We start from the raw sequence: 15,372 nt of genomic DNA on the forward strand, positions 1-15,372 counted from the left end.
TGCCGCCGCCGCTGGTATCCACATAAAATATTCTGATCTGGAGCGTTTCTTTTTTATATTCAAACTGCTTATAAAATAATAACTGAATAGCATGACCTGCCGAATTACCAGTCAGCTGCCAGCGGCTACGGAGTGTCCATGAGTACCGATCATGTTAGTGCCGAAGAACACCAGCAACCCTCTCTTTCGCGAAACAAAATTTATGAAATATTAAGCAATCCACGAAGACGCTACTCTCTCCACGCGATCAAGAACGAGGATGGGACCGCCGAACTCTCGACGCTCGCTGAACAGGTCGCGGCGTGGGAGAACAACAAGCCCGTCTCCGAAGTCACGTCCGGCGAGCGACACCTCGCGTACAGTTCGATCCAGCAGAACCACATCCCGAAACTGGAGCGCGCGGGGATCATCACGCATGACACCGGCACGATCGAGCTGACCGAGGAGGCGCGCGACCTCGACGTGTACGTCGACGTCGTCCCCGGCGACTCGATCCCGTGGGCCGAGTACTATCTCGGCTTAGGTGCGGTGTCGCTCGGCCTCGTCGCCGCCGTCTGGGCCGGCGTCTTTCCGGAGTCGATCCCGGGACTCGCATGGGCGGCGATCATCGCCGTGTTGTTCACTGCCTCCGCGGCGTATCACGCCTACCAGAACCGGGAGATGAACCTCGGCAGGGACGGAAAGCCGCCGGAACTCAGAGATGGGCGATAACAAGAAGTGGACGCGACGGGCCGCAGTGGGTTCTCTCGCCAGCGGCGGTGGACTCCTGCTGTTCGGTACCGGGGGGTCGACGCAGATCACTTCGTATCGCGACGTGGCGGTCAACGCCGCCGAGGGCGATGACGCGATCTTACAATTCGTCGATCGGTCGAAGGACGCGGGCACGGTCGGCGACGGGGCTGCGACGGTGTACGAGATCCGAGACAACGTCGGCACCTTCGGCTCGGACGAGATCTCCGTCAGTGCGCGGATCGACGAGGACGATATCGGAGCGATCGACGCGACCGTCAGCGACGGGTCGGCCCCCTTCGAGATAGATCTGTACTGCTCCGACGAGACGGCCGGACTCCGCGGCGAGTACACCATAGAGCTTGCGTTCACAGCGTCGAACGCGGATTACACGATCAGTGCGGACCGAACCACCGACGAGCCGGTGACCGTCGACTGCGGGTTCGATTACGGTAACAGCGCCAACTACAGAGATAACACTGAGGACACGACGAACACGGACATCCCGCCGCGTGAGGCTGCGAAAGGGTCGGTGACAACTCCTGGCAACGTGAACAGTTACGACGGCCACTACGCGACGTTCTCTTCCGAATCCAGAGACAACGGGACGGAGATAAAGGGGGCAAAGATCGGGTTCGTCTTTCCGACCGCGCCGAAAAGCGACGCGTACGAGCTCAGGGTGGAAGTGTCCGGAGATCAGCCCTCCGGGGACTGGATCGTCTACCTCGTCGACGGAGCGGGAACGAGACTGACCAGCACTGGAAACGGTCCCAAAGACAAACTGAAGAAGAATACGAACAGGTTCGCCTTCGACTCGGACGAGAGCGGGCGCATCCGCTCGAACAGAACGGATCTGTACCTCATCTTCGCGACGACGAGCAACGGCAACGAGGTCACGGCGATGGTCGACTACTTCGAACTGCGGCCCGTCAGTTCGTCGTCCTGACTCGTTCGGTTACCTGAACAGCCGCCGCAGCTGGACGCTCAGGGACGCACCGTGGCGCCGCTCTCGGATCCGCTTCGATCCGGACCCGACGAGCGCGCCGACCAGCGTCGCAATGCTCCCGAGCACCAAGACGTTGAACGCCCCAATAGCGACGAGAGGGTGGACCGCGTGGAGCCGCATGATGAGGGACGGCGGAACCACGAGGAAGTACCGGTGTTCCGAGACCGTGACCGTCGCGCGCTCTCCGGCCTCCGGGGCGGTCGTCGACAGCGTCGCAGTCACCGACTCTCCCCGCGGAACGGCCAACTGAGTCCGGTCGAACGAGCTCTCGGGATGGCTCGTTTCGAGCACGACGAGCATCGTGATGAGCCCGTTGTTCTCCGCGGTGAACTCGTTCTCCACTTGGTCGCCCGGGAGCGTCCCAGCCGGCAGGTCGCCGCCGCCGACACTCACGTGATGCGTGCCGCTGGGCGCGATCATCGCGGCGTTGGCCGGTACGAGTATCAACAGCGCCAGGAGGAGCGCGACCCAGCGAGCGTCGAGCCCGTCGTCTCCCCGAGACCGGTCTCGGCTCCGAGCCCGTCGACCGGCGTTCCGGAGGTCGTCGGCGAAGATGAACAGCAGCAGCGCCAGACCGACGGCGATGAAGAGCCCGCTGAGCCCGCGCTGGTCCGGCGACCAGTCGAGACCGACCGCCCCGGCCGCCCCGACCGCGACGCCCCCGGCCGCGTCTCGGACGCCGGTGATCGCGGCACCCAGCCCCGGAATTCGGACGACCTCACCGTTCACTTGGAGCGCCGTCGCGACGATCCGGTCCTCGGTCACCGGGGGTTCGTCGCCGTCTTGGTCCCGGAAGGGGTTGTTGTCTCCCTTCGTGAGATAGCCGTCCGGCGTCGATCCGACGACGCGGTGGGTCGTCGTCTCGCCCCCGTCGAGTTCGATCGCTTCGAAGACGACGACATCCCCCTCCTCGACGGGTCCCGACACCGCTGCCGGCACGGCGACGAACCCGTCGCCGGCCTCAAGCGTCGGCGCCATGCTTCCGGAGGTAACGTACCCGAGAAGGACCGGCTGCCCGGCGAGTTGGCCGGCAACGATCACGACAACCATTAATACGGACACGACGGCAATCGCGTCTCCTGCCGTCTGCCGTGGCATGCCCATACCGACGAGGTGTCGGAAGTTAAAATGTCGAATACGGAGCGCGGGCCCGTTGGAGCGCGGCCGTCAGCGCAGCCGGGCGCGTTTGCTCCGAATGTCACGGAAGTACTCCTGCCCACGAGCGCGCACTCCGGCCGCGTGAAGTCTGCCCGCTACTCCGTCGACCCCCACTGCTCGACGCGCTTCGGGCGGTCCGAGACCGCCATCACGTCGAGGTCGTCGCCCGCGTGGTCGAGCGCCTCCAGGGCGGCCTTCGCGGAGGCGTGCGTCGAGAAGTAGGTGATCTCCTCTTCGACGGCGACCTCCAGCAGGTCGCGCTGGCGCGAGACGATGAGGTCGAGCTCGCCGCGCTTCGCCGCCTCGATGAGGTCCGTCGCGTCGCTCAGCTCGAAGTGCTCCGCGTACCCCGCGACGAGCGCCTCGCCCGCCTCGGTGCCCGGGTCCGGGAACTCCTCGGCCGAGAGGTCGACGACGGCGGTGCCGGACTCCGGGATCGGCTTCCCGGTCGAGTCCTGCGCCTTGTCGTACGCCTTGCCGAAGGAGGTCGCGGTGCCCATCACCTCGCCCGTGGACTTCATCTCCGGGCCGAGCCGCGGGTCCGAGCCCGGCAGGCGGTCGAACGGGAGGACGACCTCCTTCACAGAGCGGTGTTCGGGGATCTGCTCGTCGACGTCGAGGTCGGCAAGCGTCAGGTCGTCGGTCATCACCTTCGCGGCGAGCTTGGCGATGGGGACGCCCGTCGCCTTCGAGACGAACGGGACGGTGCGCGAGGAGCGCGGGTTCGCCTCCAACACGTACACCTCGCTTTCGGCGTCGGGGTCGTTCACGCCCGTCACCGCGAGCTGGACGTTGAGCAGGCCGACCGTGTCGAGCGCGCGGGCGATGTCCTCGGTGACCTCGCGGACCCGGCCGAGCGTCTCGTCGCCGAGTGAGCGCGGCGGGATCATACACGCCGAGTCGCCGGAGTGGACGCCCGCGCTCTCGACGTGTTCCATCACGCCGCCGAGCAGCACGTCCTCGCCGTCCGCGACCGCGTCGACGTCCAGTTCGACCGCGTCGTCGAGGAACTGGTCGACTAAGATTGGCTTGTCGGGCGAGACGCGAACCGCCTCCTCGATGTACTCCTCAAGCTCCGCGTCGTCCTCGACGACGCGCATCGCGCGGCCGCCCAGCACGTAGGAGGGGCGCACGAGGACGGGGTACCCGATCTCGTGTGCGAGCTCCAGTGCCTCGGCCTCGCTCGTCGCGGTACCGCCCTCGGGCTGGGCGATGCCCATCTCGTCCATCAGGATGTTAAACCGGTCGCGGTCCTCCGCGAGGTCCATCGCCTCGACGCTCGTCCCCAGTATCTCGCAGTCGAGCCCGCGGCGTTCCAGCTCCGCCTCGAGCGATTCGCCCACGTTGACGGATGTCTGCCCGCCGAACTGGACCATCACGCCGTCGGCGCCGGTCGTCTCGATCACGTCGGCCACCTCCTCGGCGGAGATGGGCTCGAAGAAGAGCCCGTCCGAGGTGTCGTAGTCCGTCGACACCGTCTCGGGGTTGTTGTTGATAACGTGTGCGTCGATGCCGAGCTCGCGGAGCGCGCGCACCGCGTGGACCGCGCAGTAGTCGAACTCGACGCCCTGCCCGATGCGGATCGGGCCGCCGCCGACGACCACGACGCTCTCGACGTCGGGGTCGACGCGGACCTCGTTGGCTGCGCCGGCGGTGTCGGCGCCTTGGAGGAACTCCGGCAGGCGCGCGGAGTAGTAGTACGGCGTCGAGGCCTCGAACTCGCCAGCGCAGGTGTCGACCTGCTTGTAGGTGCGGTCGGGCACCGCGCTCTCGACCTGCCCCACGTCGGCGTCGACGCCGCCCGCGGTCGCGGTCGCCGCGATCTCGGCGTCGGTGCGGCCGACCATCGCCGCCTCGGTGAAGTCGCCCTCGGCGGCCGCGGCGGTGCCGTCAGCGATCTTCTCGAAGCGCTCGACGTACCAGCGGTGGATGCCGGTGAGGTCGATCACGTCGTCGACATCGTAGCCGCGGTCGAACGCCTCGAACATCGCGTACGGGCGGTCCGGGCTCGGCCGTTCGAGGTACTCCGACTCCAGCTCGTCGTCGTCAACCTCGTCGAAGTCGACGGCGGGGTCGTACTCGGAGGAGCGTAACGCCTTCACCATGCTCTCCTCGAACGTCCGGCCGATGGACATCGCCTCGCCGGTAGACTTCATCGCCGTGCCGAGCTCGAAGTCAACGTCGTCGAACTTGTCGATCGGCCAGCGCGGCACCTTCGTCACCACGTAGTCGATGGCGGGCTCGAAGGCGGCGGTCGTCTCGCCCGTGATCTCGTTTTCGATCTCGTGGAGGCGCTTGCCGAGCGCGACCTTCGCGGTGACGCGGGCGATCGGGTAGCCGGTCGCCTTCGACGCGAGCGCGGAGGAACGGGAGACGCGGGGGTTCACCTCGACAACGCGGTACTCGCCGCCCGGGGTGCCGTCGTCGTGCCACGCGAACTGGATGTTACAGCCGCCCTGAATACCGAGGTCGCGGATGACTTCGAGCGCCGCGTCGCGCATCTCTTGGTGGCCGTCGTCGGGGATGACCTGCGAGGGGGTGACGACCGTCGACTCGCCGGTGTGGATCCCCATCGGGTCGATGTTCTCCATGTTACAGATGATGATACAGGAGTCGTCGGCGTCCCGCATCACCTCGTACTCCAGCTCGACCCAGCCCGAGATGGACTCCGTGATCAGCACCTCGCTGTTGCGCGAGAGGCGGAGCCCCTTGCGGACGCGCTCGACCAGCTCCTCGAAGTCGTCGACGACGCCCGACCCGGAGCCGCCGAGGGTGTACGTCGTCCGCGCGATGACGGGGAGGCCGCCGACCGCGTCGACCGCGTCCTGGACGCGCTCGCGGAAGTACTCCTCGTCGAACTCGGTGACCGACTCGTCGTCGTCTAAGGAGATCGTGGTCGACTTGGGGACCGGCTGCCCCAGCCCCTCCATCCGCTGGCGGAACAGGTCGCGGTCCTCCGTCGCGTAGATGGTGTCGAGCGGCGTCCCCATCACCTCGACGTCGTGTTCCTCCAAGATGCCCTCCTCGGCGAGCTCGGCGGTGACGTTGAGCCCGGTCTGGCCGCCGAGCCCCGCGATGACGCCGTCGGGCTCCTCGATGCGGATGACCTCCGCGATGGCCTCGGGCGTGATCGGCTCGATGTACACCCGGTCGGCCGTCTCGGGGTCGGTCATGATCGTCGCGGGGTTCGAGTTCACTAAGACGACGCGGGCGCCCTCCTCTTGGAGGGCGCGACACGCCTGTGCGCCGGAGTAGTCGAACTCGGCCGCCTGTCCGATCTGAATCGGTCCGCTGCCGATAAGTAGAATCGTCCGGTCCTCGCTCATTACGCGGACGGAATACGCTCATCGTAATAAGGCCGGCGGTAGAGTACGAATCTCGCAGCGAGTTTGCGATTTTCGCAAGTGATCGCGTGTCACGGTAGTCGGTACGACACCACATGATTCTCCCGTTGCCTCTCCGTATCGGTGAGCTGAGAGGCCCACCACAAGGAATTTACCGAGATGTCAGCAAATTCGGGACTGATATGCCCTGTTCCCGCCGCCGCGCCCTCCAACTGCTCGGCGCCGCCGGTGCCGCCGGCGCGACCGCCGCGACGGCCGGCTGCCTCAGCCCCGGTAGCCTCGATTCGTACGCCCTCATCGGCGACGAACTGGATCTCTCGTCGATTGGCCGCCCGTACCTGTGGCCCGACCCGACCGAAATCGACGCCACGACCCGCGTCGACTTCACGACCGAGGCGAAAGAAGCCTCCCTCACGGAGCTGTTCGAGACCGGGGAAGTGACCGTCAGACAGTGGCCCCTCGTCGGGCGCGACCGGTGGGGAACCGAGACGCGACCGCGGCCGACGTTCCTCGAACGCGACGGGACCTTCTTCGAGGTTCGAATCTCGGAAGAGCGGAACCTCGAGCGGGAGCGGTGGCACTTCGCCCTCGACCGAACCGACGAGAGCCCGCCCGACGACGCGACAGTCGCGGAGCCGCCGTTCGACCTCTCCGTCCAGGACGAACGCGTGCTCGACGCGGCGCTGGACGCCGTGTACGCCGGCCACGACGGCTTCCTCGGCGACCCCCAGTTCGACGAGCTCCAGACGGTCGAGTTCCACCACGGGCTCGACGCCGAGGCCAGCGCCCTCGTCCCGTCGCCGCCGTTCGAGTTCGTCGAGTACGAAGACGAGTACTTCCGAGTCGTCACGGAGCGCCGAACCGTCGCCGTTCCGGAGTGGACGTACGCGATCGACGAGATCGCCGCCTCGCCGGGCGGATTCAACGAGTACGCGCGGGACGCGATCGTCGAACGCGACCTCGCCTCAGCCGGGCTTTCGGAGGGCGCTCGCGGCGTGTTAGACGACGCGATCGCCGAGGACCCGCGCCGCTACGAGGAGGGCGCGCCGCCGTCGGAGAACCTCGACGAGGCCCTCGTCGCGCTCGGCGTCGCCGAGGACCTAGAACCGATCGACGCCTACGACGACCGCGTCGACTTCCGGAACGTCGTCGTCGAGTATCGAGACGGGATCTATCGGTTCGATCTAATCGTCACGCCGTAGTACGCACGCGGCTCCCGCCGGCCGGCCGCACACCGCCCCCTCGACGCGGACGGAGCCGGAGCGGGTCCCGACCGCCCTCAGGTTTCGAGCCGGTACCGGTACGGCTGGCCCGCGATGACCTCGACCTCGCCGCGCTCGGCCCGGCGCCCCAGCACGGTGGCGACTCGGTGCGGGCTGTCGATCTCCTCGCAGTCGTCGCACTCCTCGACGAGGGCGAGGATCTCCCGCGCCGTCAGCGGCTCGTCGGCCTCGGCGAGCACGCCGCGGATCCGGTCATACCGGTCGTATTCACCGGCGCTCATACGTCTTACGTAGGGTCTCCGAACATATATGGTTCAGTGAGACAGGAGTCGGACGATTGTCTGACGCGGGGGCTCTACCGGTCGTTTTTGGCCGTTTGAGCCGTTTACCGAGCCGCGACAGAACGGAGTCGGGGTTTCATTCAGGCGTACGGATCCTCGGCTTCGAGGTCGCGCTCCGCGCGGTACTGCTCGACGAACTCGCTCACGTCGAACTCGACCATCTCCTGCTCGAACGCCGACAGCGCCTCGTCGTCGTCGGCGTGGCTCACGGCGTGTTCCATCAGCTCGACGACGAGCTCGACAACGACCTCGTGGAGGCGGCGGGAGTCGAACTCCGTCACCCACACCATCGCGTACCCCACGTCGGCGTTCTCGCTGGCGTCGTGCGAGACGACCGCCTCCGGGAACTCCTCTAAGACGACGCCGAGCAGGTGCGGCGTGTCGAACTCCGGCATCTCCTCGCTGGTCGTGTCGATCGCCTCGCGGAGGACCTCGACGAGGAAGTCCGGGAGGAACCGTTCGGGGGGATGGACGTCCATCACGACCCCGTGGGTCTCGCCGCAGGCGCACTCGTACTCGCGCATCCCGAGGTCCAGTTCGCCGACGCCGATCGTCTCCCCGCAGGGTAGCTCCAGCGCGTTCTCGTCGCCGCCGGGGACACGGGGCTGAGACATAGCTCCGCTTGGTCGCTGTCGAGGTTAAAAGGAGCGGAACGGGTCGGTGCGCCGACGGGAGCGACGGCGACCTCGACGCTCGCTACTCGAAGTCCTCGTAGCCGCTTTCGTCGTCCTCGGCTTTGGCCGCGCTCTCGCCGTCGTCGTGCTCGTCGTCGCTCCCGCCGTGCGTTTCTACCTCCGCCTCGATTTCGATCTCGATCCCGTTCGCCTCGTAGGTCGCCTCGATCGACTCGGCGTCGTCGCGTTCGATCTCCAGCTCGTCGCGGTCGACCTCCACTTCGACCTCCACGTCGACGGTCACGTCGTCTGACATGGCTCAGGCTACGCGTGCGATACTCAAAAACGTCCCCGCAGGAGCGGTCGCCGGTCGGCGGTCGCGCTACTGGAAGCCGATCCGACCGCCGGTGTCGCGGAGCGACTCGCCGCCGCCGCCCTTGAACTGCTCTCTGACGTCCTCGTAGTACGCGAGGATGTCCTCGTTGATCGTCGGCCGCACCGACTCCATCGCGCGCCGGAAGTGTTTCATCTCCACTTCCTCGGCGTCGTCGTCGTCGCGCAGCGCCTCGATGGCGGCCTCGCGGGCGATCCCCTCCAGGTCGGAGCCGACGTAGCCGTCCGTGATCTCGGCGACCTCGCGGAGGCTCACGTCGGGCGCGAGCGGCGTGTCACGGGTGTGGATGTCGAGGATCTGCTCGCGGCCCTCCTGATCGGGCTGGCCGATCATCACGAGGCGGTCGAACCGGCCCGAGCGCAGCAGCGCGGGGTCGATCATGTCGGGGCGGTTGGTCGCGCCGATCACCATCACGTCGCCCATATCTTCGAGGCCGTCGAGCTCCGTGAGGAGCTGGTTGACGACGCGCTCGGAGACGTTGTTCCCCATCTCCTGCCCGCGCGAGGGCGCGAGGCTGTCGAGCTCGTCGAAGAAGATGATCGTCGGGCTCACCTGCCGGGCCTTCCGGAACGTCTGCCGGATCGCCTTCTCCGACTCGCCGACCCACTTCGAGAGCAGCTGGGGCCCCCGCACCGAGATGAAGTTCGCGTTCGTCTCGTTGGCGACCGCCTTCGCCATCAGCGTCTTCCCGGTGCCCGGCGGGCCGTACAGCAGCACCCCCTTCGGGGCGTTGACGCCCATCCGGTCGAACTTCTCCGGCGAGGTGAGCGGCCACTCGACGGATTCCTGAACCTGCTGTTGGGCGTCGCTGAGTCCGCCGACGTCGTCCCACGATATCTTCGGCAGCTCGACGAGCACCTCGCGCATCGCCGAGGGCTCGACCTCGTTCAGCGCGCCCGAGAAGTCGTCGCGCTTGACGATCATCCGGTCGATGAGGCTCGGCGGCACCTCCTCCTCGTCTAAGTCGATCTCGGGGAGGTAGCGCCGGAGCGCCTTCATCGCGGCCTCCTTCGTGAGGCTCTCGATGTCCGCGCCGACGAAGCCGTGGGTCTCGTCGGCGAGGTGATCGAGACTCACGTCGTCCGAGAGCGGCATCCCGCGGGTGTGGATCTGGAGGATCTCCTTGCGGCCCACCTCGTCGGGGACGCCGATCTCGATCTCGCGGTCGAACCGACCGGGGCGGCGGAGCGCGGGGTCGACGCTGTCGACGCGGTTCGTCGCGCCGATGACGATCACTTGGCCGCGGGTCTCTAACCCGTCCATCATCGTCAGCAGCTGCGCGACGACGCGGCGCTCGACCTCGCCGGTGACGTCCTCGCGCTTGGGCGCGATCGAGTCCAGCTCGTCGATGAAGATGATCGAGGGCGACTCCTCTTTCGCGTCCTCGAATATCTCCCTAAGCTGCTGTTCGGACTCGCCGTAGTACTTCGAGATGATCTCCGGGCCGGCGATCGAGAAGAACGACGCCGACGTCTCGTTGGCGACCGCCTTCGCGAGCAGCGTCTTCCCGGTGCCCGGCGGGCCGTGGAGCAGGACGCCCTGCGGCGGCTCGATGCCGAGCTTCGAGAAGATCTGCGGGTGTTTCATCGGCAGCTCGACCATCTCGCGGACGCGCTGGATCTCCGACTGGAGCCCGCCGATGTCCTCGTACGTAATGCCGCCGCCGGTCTTCTCGAATCCGGAGATCGGCTCCTCGCGCAGCTCGACCTCGGTGTCCTCGGTGATCAGGCAGACGCCGTCGGGCTCCGTCTCGACCGCGATCAGCGGGATCGCCTGCCCGGGCGACCGCATGAACGGGTGGTTCGTCGAGGACATCACGGGGACGATGTCGCGCTCGACGACCGGTCGCTTGAGGATCTGGCGTTTCACCATGCCGGCGGCGTCGGAGCCGAACTGGACCGACGCCTCCTCGGGCGGGGCCAAGACGAGCTTGTCGGCCTTCTCGGCCTCCGCCTTCCGGATGGTGACGCGCTCGCCGATGCCGACGTCCGCGTTCTGGCGGGTGAACCCGTCCACGCGGACGGTGTCGGTGTTCCAGTCTTGGCGGTCAGCGCGCCAGACCTTCGCGGCGGTCGTCTCCGCGCCCTCGATCTCGATGATGTCGCCGGGCGAGAGCTTCAGATGCAGCAGGGTGTCGGGGTCGAGTCGGGCGATGCCGCGCCCCGAGTCGTTCGGGTACGCCTTCGCCACTTCGAGTTGGACTTCGTTCATGGTTCCTCGCGGGGGATGGTCGTATCTGGACCCGGTCCGGGAATAAGCCTGTTGCCCGTGCCGCCGCCGGGCCGCACCGAGCGACCGGCGACCGCGTCAGGTTGTGTTATCATATAGCACGATTAGGCGTCCGTTCTTAAAACCTCGTCGTAAGCGTGCGTTTTCGCCGTCGACTCGTGCCCCGTCGAAACGGACGTTTTTACCCGTTCGAGGCGATTTTCGGGCCTGTTCGACTCTCGCTCCGACTCGACGCGGTCGGCGCGTGCTGTCTCGCGGCCGCCGGCGGCGGCCGCTCGCAGGCACGCGCGAGGGACGCCGCGAACGCCCGGAGGGCGTGAGCGGCGAGGCTGGGGAGGCGTGAGGTGCGGGGCTGTGCGGGGCGGGACTCAAAGGGGCAGCCGCGAGGCGGGCGCAGGCGACGTAAGCACCGCAACGAGGGAGCGAACGCAGTGAGCGACCGAGTGAGGAGCGCAGCGAGCGTGCGCCCGCCTCGCGGCTGGGGCTTTGGAGGTCGCCACTGTCGATCCGCAGTCAACCATTTATAAGCGAGCGGCTGGCGATTTGGAAGCCTCCGAGGCAGCCTCGCCGCCTTTTATAAATAGAAGACGCCCGACACACAGATGCTTATAAACGGCTGTCAGACCGATTCGTCGGAGTCAATCCCGAGGTATTTGTCCGCCAGTCGCGTCGGACGCACCATGCGAACGCTCGTCTTCGACGGTCGGACCGGCGCCGCCGGCGACATGATCTGCGCCGCGCTGATCGCGGCCGGCGCCGACCCCGATGTCCTCGCCCCCGTGAGCGACGCCCTCCCGGTTCGGTACGAAATCGGCGAGACGGAGAAGAACGGGATCCGCGCGACGACCGTCGACGTGCTCCTCGACGGCGACAGCGGAGCAGCCGAGGCTGACGCGGACCACGACCACGGCCACAACTCTGACCAGGACCACAGTCACGCCCACGATCACGACCATAGCCACGAGCACGATCACACGCACGAGCAGAACGCCTCCGGAGCCAACAAGTCCGCCGAGGGCGCCGGCGTCCACCGGAGCTACCGCGAGGTGGTCGACCTCGTCGAGTCGATGGGGCTCCCCAACGCGGTCGAGTCGACCGCGCTCGACGCCTTCGAGCTGCTCGGCCGCGCCGAGGCGTCAGTCCACGGCACCGACCTCGACGACACGCACTTCCACGAGGTGGGCGCGGACGACGCGATCGCCGACGTGGTCGGCGCCGCGCTGCTGCTCGACGACCTCGACCCGGAACGGGTAGTCACGACCCCCGTCTCCGCTGGCGGCGGCACAGTCGAGATGAGCCACGGGACGTACCCGGTCCCGGCCCCGGCGACGACCGAGATCGCGACCCGCGCCGACTTCCGGATCGTCGGCGGGCCGATCGACCGCGAGCTGCTCACCCCCACTGGCGCCGCGATCCTCGGGGCGATCGCCGAGGGCGCCGACGCGGTCCCGGACCTCGCCGTCGATCACGCGGGCTACGGCGCCGGCAACGCCGACTTCGAACGCCACCCGAACGTCCTCCGCGCGATGGTCGGCGACGGGGGGAACGACGCGCACGCGGACCGCACTCACGCGGACGCCGCCGACGGCGCGCTCGCTCACGACGACATCGCCGTCTTGGAGACGAACCTCGACGACGCCGCACCGGAGGTCCTCGGCGGGCTTCAGGAGACGCTCGCGGACGCCGGCGCGCGTGACGTGACGATCGTTCCGACGACGATGAAGAAGTCCCGCCCGGGTCACCTCGTGAAAGTGATCTGTAAGCCCGCGGACATCGAGGCGGTCGCGGAGCGCCTCGCCCGCGAAACCGGGACGTTGGGGGTGCGCCAGTCGGGCGCGAGCCACCGGTGGATCGCCGAACGCGAGTTCGAGACGGCGACGCTCCGGGTCGACGGGACGGCCCACGAGGTGGCCGTGAAGATGGCCTCGACGACGGAAGGGGAGGTGTACGACGTCAGCGGGGAGTACGACGACGCGGCCGCGGTCGCTGAGGCGACCGGCCTCCCGATCCGGGAGGTGCTCAGACGCGCCGAGGCCGACGTGCGGGACCGACTCGCGGAAGAGTAGCCAGACGGAACGCCCCCGACCCGCCGGTCAGTCGGGCGGGTCGACGCGCTCGACGCGTTCGGGGTCGACGCCGAAACCGTCTGCGAGCCGCTCGCGGACGCGGTCGACGACGACCTCGTCGGCCGCGTCGATCCCGGCGGCGACGAACTCGGCGTCGGGCGCCGCCCCCTCGTCGACCGCGAGGGTGGCGACCGCTTCGACCGTGGTGTCGTTGAGGCCGGGCCGGAGGCCGGCGATTTCAAGCTCCTCGACGCTGAGGCCGTCGATTCGCTCGATCTGTGCTCTGGCGCCGGCGACGAGGTCGCCGGCGGCCGCCTGCGAGACGCGGACGGTCACCGTCGCCTCGACCGACGGCGTGTGGATGGCTGCCGCCATACGCCCTCGCCGCGAGTCGAACGCGGCGCAGCCGGTCTGCGTCCCAGTCCGACCCGGGAGGCGACCGGTCCGCGGCCTCGAACGCGTCGACGGTGAACCACCGACTGGAGTCAGCAGCGGGGCCACCGACGGCGACGCTCGCGAGGGAGACGGCCGTCTGACTCGACGCGCGCGACGGACAGCGGCGGCTGGAGAGAACGGGAGATGGTCCGTCCCGCGGGGAAATCTCCCCAGCCGACGCGCGTCACGCGGTCGGGCGGACGGACCGTGAGTTCGGAGCCGAATACCCGATCCCGATCCACCCGAGGAACGCGACGCTCGCGGACCACACGAGCGTCGAAAGGGTGGAACGGGTCATGGTCGGGCTCCGCGGCGCGGGAAGCGCCGTTACCAGCCTCCTGTATCGGTTTCGTATTAAAATTATGTTAGTTATGCTACCACATGCCACGGCGGGTTCGGTCCGGAAGTCCCCGAGAACCCGCCGGAGCGGCCGCGGGCGAGCCGTTCCGTCGACGCCGAGACGACAGGCCTATGCCGAACGCCCGACCAGTTGCGCGTAAGCAGCCACCGTCATGATCGAGCGAATCCACACGTCGGACGTCGAACCGGACGCGGACGAGGTCGCCATCGCCGGCCACGTCCACGAGATCCGCGACCTGGGAGGCCTCGTCTTCCTCATCGTACGCGACCGCGAGGGGCTCATCCAGATCGTCTTCAAGGAGGAGCGCGAGCCCGAGCTGTTCGAGGCCGTTCAGGACGTCGGCGCCGAGGACGTGGTCCGCGTCGTCGGCGAGCCGTTAGAGAGCGACCAGGCGCCCGGCGGCGTGGAGATCGCGCCCACCGAGTACGAGGTCATCGACGAGGCCGGCTCTCCGCTCCCGCTGGAGATCTCGAAGGACATCGAGGTCGACCTCTCGACCCGGCTCGACAACCGCGCGCTCGACCTCCGGAAGCCGGAGACGCTCGCGGTGTTCACGCTCCGCTCCGAGCTCATCACCGCGATGGAGGAGTGGTTCGACGAGGAGGGGTTCGTCGACATCAAGACGCCGCTGATCTCCAAGGGCGGCGCCGAGGGCGGCGCGGAGCTGTTCCCGATCCTCTACTACAACCAAGACGCGTTCCTCTCGCAGAGCCCCCAGCTGTACAAGCAGATGCTGATGGCCTCGGGCTACGAGGCCGTCTACGAGACGGGCACGGCGTTCCGGGCCGAGGACTTCGCCACCTCCCGGCACGTCTCCGAGATCGCGATGTTCGACGTGGAGCTGGCGTACATCGACGACCACGACGACGTGATGGACGTTCAAGAGGAGTCGCTCCGGTACGCGCTCCGCGAGGTCGCGGAGAACGCCGAGCGCGAGCTGGACCTGCTCGACGTCGACCTCGACGTGCCCGAGGACGACTTCCCGCGGATCACCTTCGACGAGGCGCTCGACATCCTCGAGACCGAGTACGGCCACTTCCCGGACGACCCGACCGACCTCGACACGAAGGGCGAGAAGCTCCTCGGCGAACACTTCGAGGAGCAGGGCCACCCCGCGTTCTTCGTCGTCGGCTACCCCGACGAGAAGTTCTACTACATGCAGGACGTGCCCGAGGACGAGATCGCCTCGCGGAAGTTCGACCTCATTTATAAAGGGCAGGAGCTCTCCTCGGGCGGCCAGCGCGAACACGACGTCGAGCGCATGGTCGACGTGATGGAGGAGGAGGGCGTCGAGACAGCCAACTTCGAGTTCTACATCGAGGCGCTGAGCTACGGCACGCCCCCGCACGGCGGCTACGGGCTCGGCATCGACCGCCTCGTCCAGAAGGTCGCCGACCTCGACAACATCAAGGAGGCGATCATGTTCCCGCGCGACCCGAACCGGCTGGAGCCGTAACGAGAGCGAACCGATT

The 15,372-nt window shown here is 67.5% G+C and carries 12 protein-coding genes; 5 read left to right on the top strand and 7 right to left on the bottom strand.

Annotation, left to right across the window (positions count from 1 at the left end):
• Positions 1–138: 138 nt before the first annotated feature.
• Positions 139–711, top strand: coding sequence for a DUF7344 domain-containing protein (locus ACOZ35_RS03580; RefSeq protein ID WP_424015100.1), 573 nt, complete (start codon positions 139–141; stop codon positions 709–711).
• Positions 712–907: 196 nt separating this feature from the next.
• The gene (locus ACOZ35_RS03585) at positions 908–1,675 is read left to right on the top strand and encodes a hypothetical protein (protein ID WP_424015101.1); all 768 of its coding nucleotides are present in this window, start codon (positions 908–910) and stop codon (positions 1,673–1,675) included.
• A 9-nt stretch (positions 1,676–1,684) separates the two neighbouring features.
• Here the strand turns inward: ACOZ35_RS03585 and ACOZ35_RS03590 are convergent, their stop codons facing one another.
• On the bottom strand, positions 1,685–2,833 hold the full coding sequence (locus tag ACOZ35_RS03590; RefSeq protein ID WP_424015102.1) for a signal peptidase I: 1,149 nt from the start codon (positions 2,831–2,833) through the stop codon (positions 1,685–1,687).
• A gap of 155 nt (positions 2,834–2,988) precedes the next feature.
• Positions 2,989–6,219 carry a carbamoyl-phosphate synthase large subunit gene (gene carB / locus ACOZ35_RS03595; protein ID WP_424015103.1) on the bottom strand — a complete coding sequence of 1,077 codons (3,231 nt, stop codon included), beginning with the start codon at positions 6,217–6,219 and terminating at the stop codon, positions 2,989–2,991.
• Between the two features lie 200 nt (positions 6,220–6,419).
• Between carB and ACOZ35_RS03600 the strand changes: the two genes are divergently transcribed.
• Complete coding sequence (locus tag ACOZ35_RS03600) at positions 6,420–7,439, top strand: hypothetical protein (protein ID WP_424015104.1); 1,020 nt, start codon at positions 6,420–6,422, stop codon at positions 7,437–7,439.
• Positions 7,440–7,516: 77 nt separating this feature from the next.
• On the opposite strand, the gene ACOZ35_RS03605 is transcribed toward ACOZ35_RS03600, so the two are convergent.
• The 4 genes from ACOZ35_RS03605 to ACOZ35_RS03620 all read right to left on the bottom strand — a co-directional run bounded on the left by ACOZ35_RS03605 (position 7,517) and on the right by ACOZ35_RS03620 (position 11,020).
• Positions 7,517–7,741, bottom strand: a complete 225-nt coding sequence (locus ACOZ35_RS03605; RefSeq protein WP_424015105.1) for a hypothetical protein — start codon at positions 7,739–7,741, stop codon at positions 7,517–7,519.
• 140 nt (positions 7,742–7,881) lie between these two features.
• Positions 7,882–8,415, bottom strand: a complete 534-nt coding sequence (locus ACOZ35_RS03610) for a DUF5815 family protein (RefSeq protein WP_424015106.1) — start codon at positions 8,413–8,415, stop codon at positions 7,882–7,884.
• A gap of 82 nt (positions 8,416–8,497) precedes the next feature.
• Positions 8,498–8,731, bottom strand: a complete 234-nt coding sequence (locus tag ACOZ35_RS03615; RefSeq protein WP_424015107.1) for a hypothetical protein — start codon at positions 8,729–8,731, stop codon at positions 8,498–8,500.
• A gap of 66 nt (positions 8,732–8,797) precedes the next feature.
• The gene (locus ACOZ35_RS03620) at positions 8,798–11,020 is read right to left on the bottom strand and encodes a CDC48 family AAA ATPase (protein ID WP_424015108.1); all 2,223 of its coding nucleotides are present in this window, start codon (positions 11,018–11,020) and stop codon (positions 8,798–8,800) included.
• Between the two features lie 698 nt (positions 11,021–11,718).
• Between ACOZ35_RS03620 and larC the strand changes: the two genes are divergently transcribed.
• Positions 11,719–13,104, top strand: coding sequence for a nickel pincer cofactor biosynthesis protein LarC (gene larC / locus ACOZ35_RS03625; RefSeq protein ID WP_424015109.1), 1,386 nt, complete (start codon positions 11,719–11,721; stop codon positions 13,102–13,104).
• Positions 13,105–13,131: 27 nt separating this feature from the next.
• On the opposite strand, the gene ACOZ35_RS03630 is transcribed toward larC, so the two are convergent.
• Positions 13,132–13,479, bottom strand: coding sequence for a hypothetical protein (locus tag ACOZ35_RS03630; RefSeq protein WP_424015110.1), 348 nt, complete (start codon positions 13,477–13,479; stop codon positions 13,132–13,134).
• 572 nt (positions 13,480–14,051) lie between these two features.
• Between ACOZ35_RS03630 and aspS the strand changes: the two genes are divergently transcribed.
• The gene (aspS, locus tag ACOZ35_RS03635; protein ID WP_424015111.1) at positions 14,052–15,356 is read left to right on the top strand and encodes an aspartate--tRNA(Asn) ligase; all 1,305 of its coding nucleotides are present in this window, start codon (positions 14,052–14,054) and stop codon (positions 15,354–15,356) included.
• Positions 15,357–15,372: the final 16 nt, after the last annotated feature.

Source organism: Halorubrum xinjiangense, from assembly GCF_049604745.1.
In the GTDB taxonomy this organism is placed as follows: domain Archaea; phylum Halobacteriota; class Halobacteria; order Halobacteriales; family Haloferacaceae; genus Halorubrum; species Halorubrum xinjiangense_A.

Bases quoted from the DNA above. Each gene is read 5' to 3' on its own strand.
- aspS (WP_424015111.1), top strand. From the start codon at position 14,052: ATGATCGAGCGAATCCACACGTCGGACGTCGAACCGGACGCGGACGAG.
- ACOZ35_RS03590 (WP_424015102.1), bottom strand. From the start codon at position 2,833: ATGCCACGGCAGACGGCAGGAGACGCGATTGCCGTCGTGTCCGTATTA.
- ACOZ35_RS03580 (WP_424015100.1), top strand. From the start codon at position 139: ATGAGTACCGATCATGTTAGTGCCGAAGAACACCAGCAACCCTCTCTT.
- ACOZ35_RS03610 (WP_424015106.1), bottom strand. From the start codon at position 8,415: ATGTCTCAGCCCCGTGTCCCCGGCGGCGACGAGAACGCGCTGGAGCTA.
- ACOZ35_RS03605 (WP_424015105.1), bottom strand. From the start codon at position 7,741: ATGAGCGCCGGTGAATACGACCGGTATGACCGGATCCGCGGCGTGCTC.
- ACOZ35_RS03615 (WP_424015107.1), bottom strand. From the start codon at position 8,731: ATGTCAGACGACGTGACCGTCGACGTGGAGGTCGAAGTGGAGGTCGAC.
- ACOZ35_RS03620 (WP_424015108.1), bottom strand. From the start codon at position 11,020: ATGAACGAAGTCCAACTCGAAGTGGCGAAGGCGTACCCGAACGACTCG.
- carB (WP_424015103.1), bottom strand. From the start codon at position 6,219: ATGAGCGAGGACCGGACGATTCTACTTATCGGCAGCGGACCGATTCAG.
- ACOZ35_RS03600 (WP_424015104.1), top strand. From the start codon at position 6,420: ATGCCCTGTTCCCGCCGCCGCGCCCTCCAACTGCTCGGCGCCGCCGGT.
- ACOZ35_RS03630 (WP_424015110.1), bottom strand. From the start codon at position 13,479: ATGGCGGCAGCCATCCACACGCCGTCGGTCGAGGCGACGGTGACCGTC.
- larC (WP_424015109.1), top strand. From the start codon at position 11,719: ATGCGAACGCTCGTCTTCGACGGTCGGACCGGCGCCGCCGGCGACATG.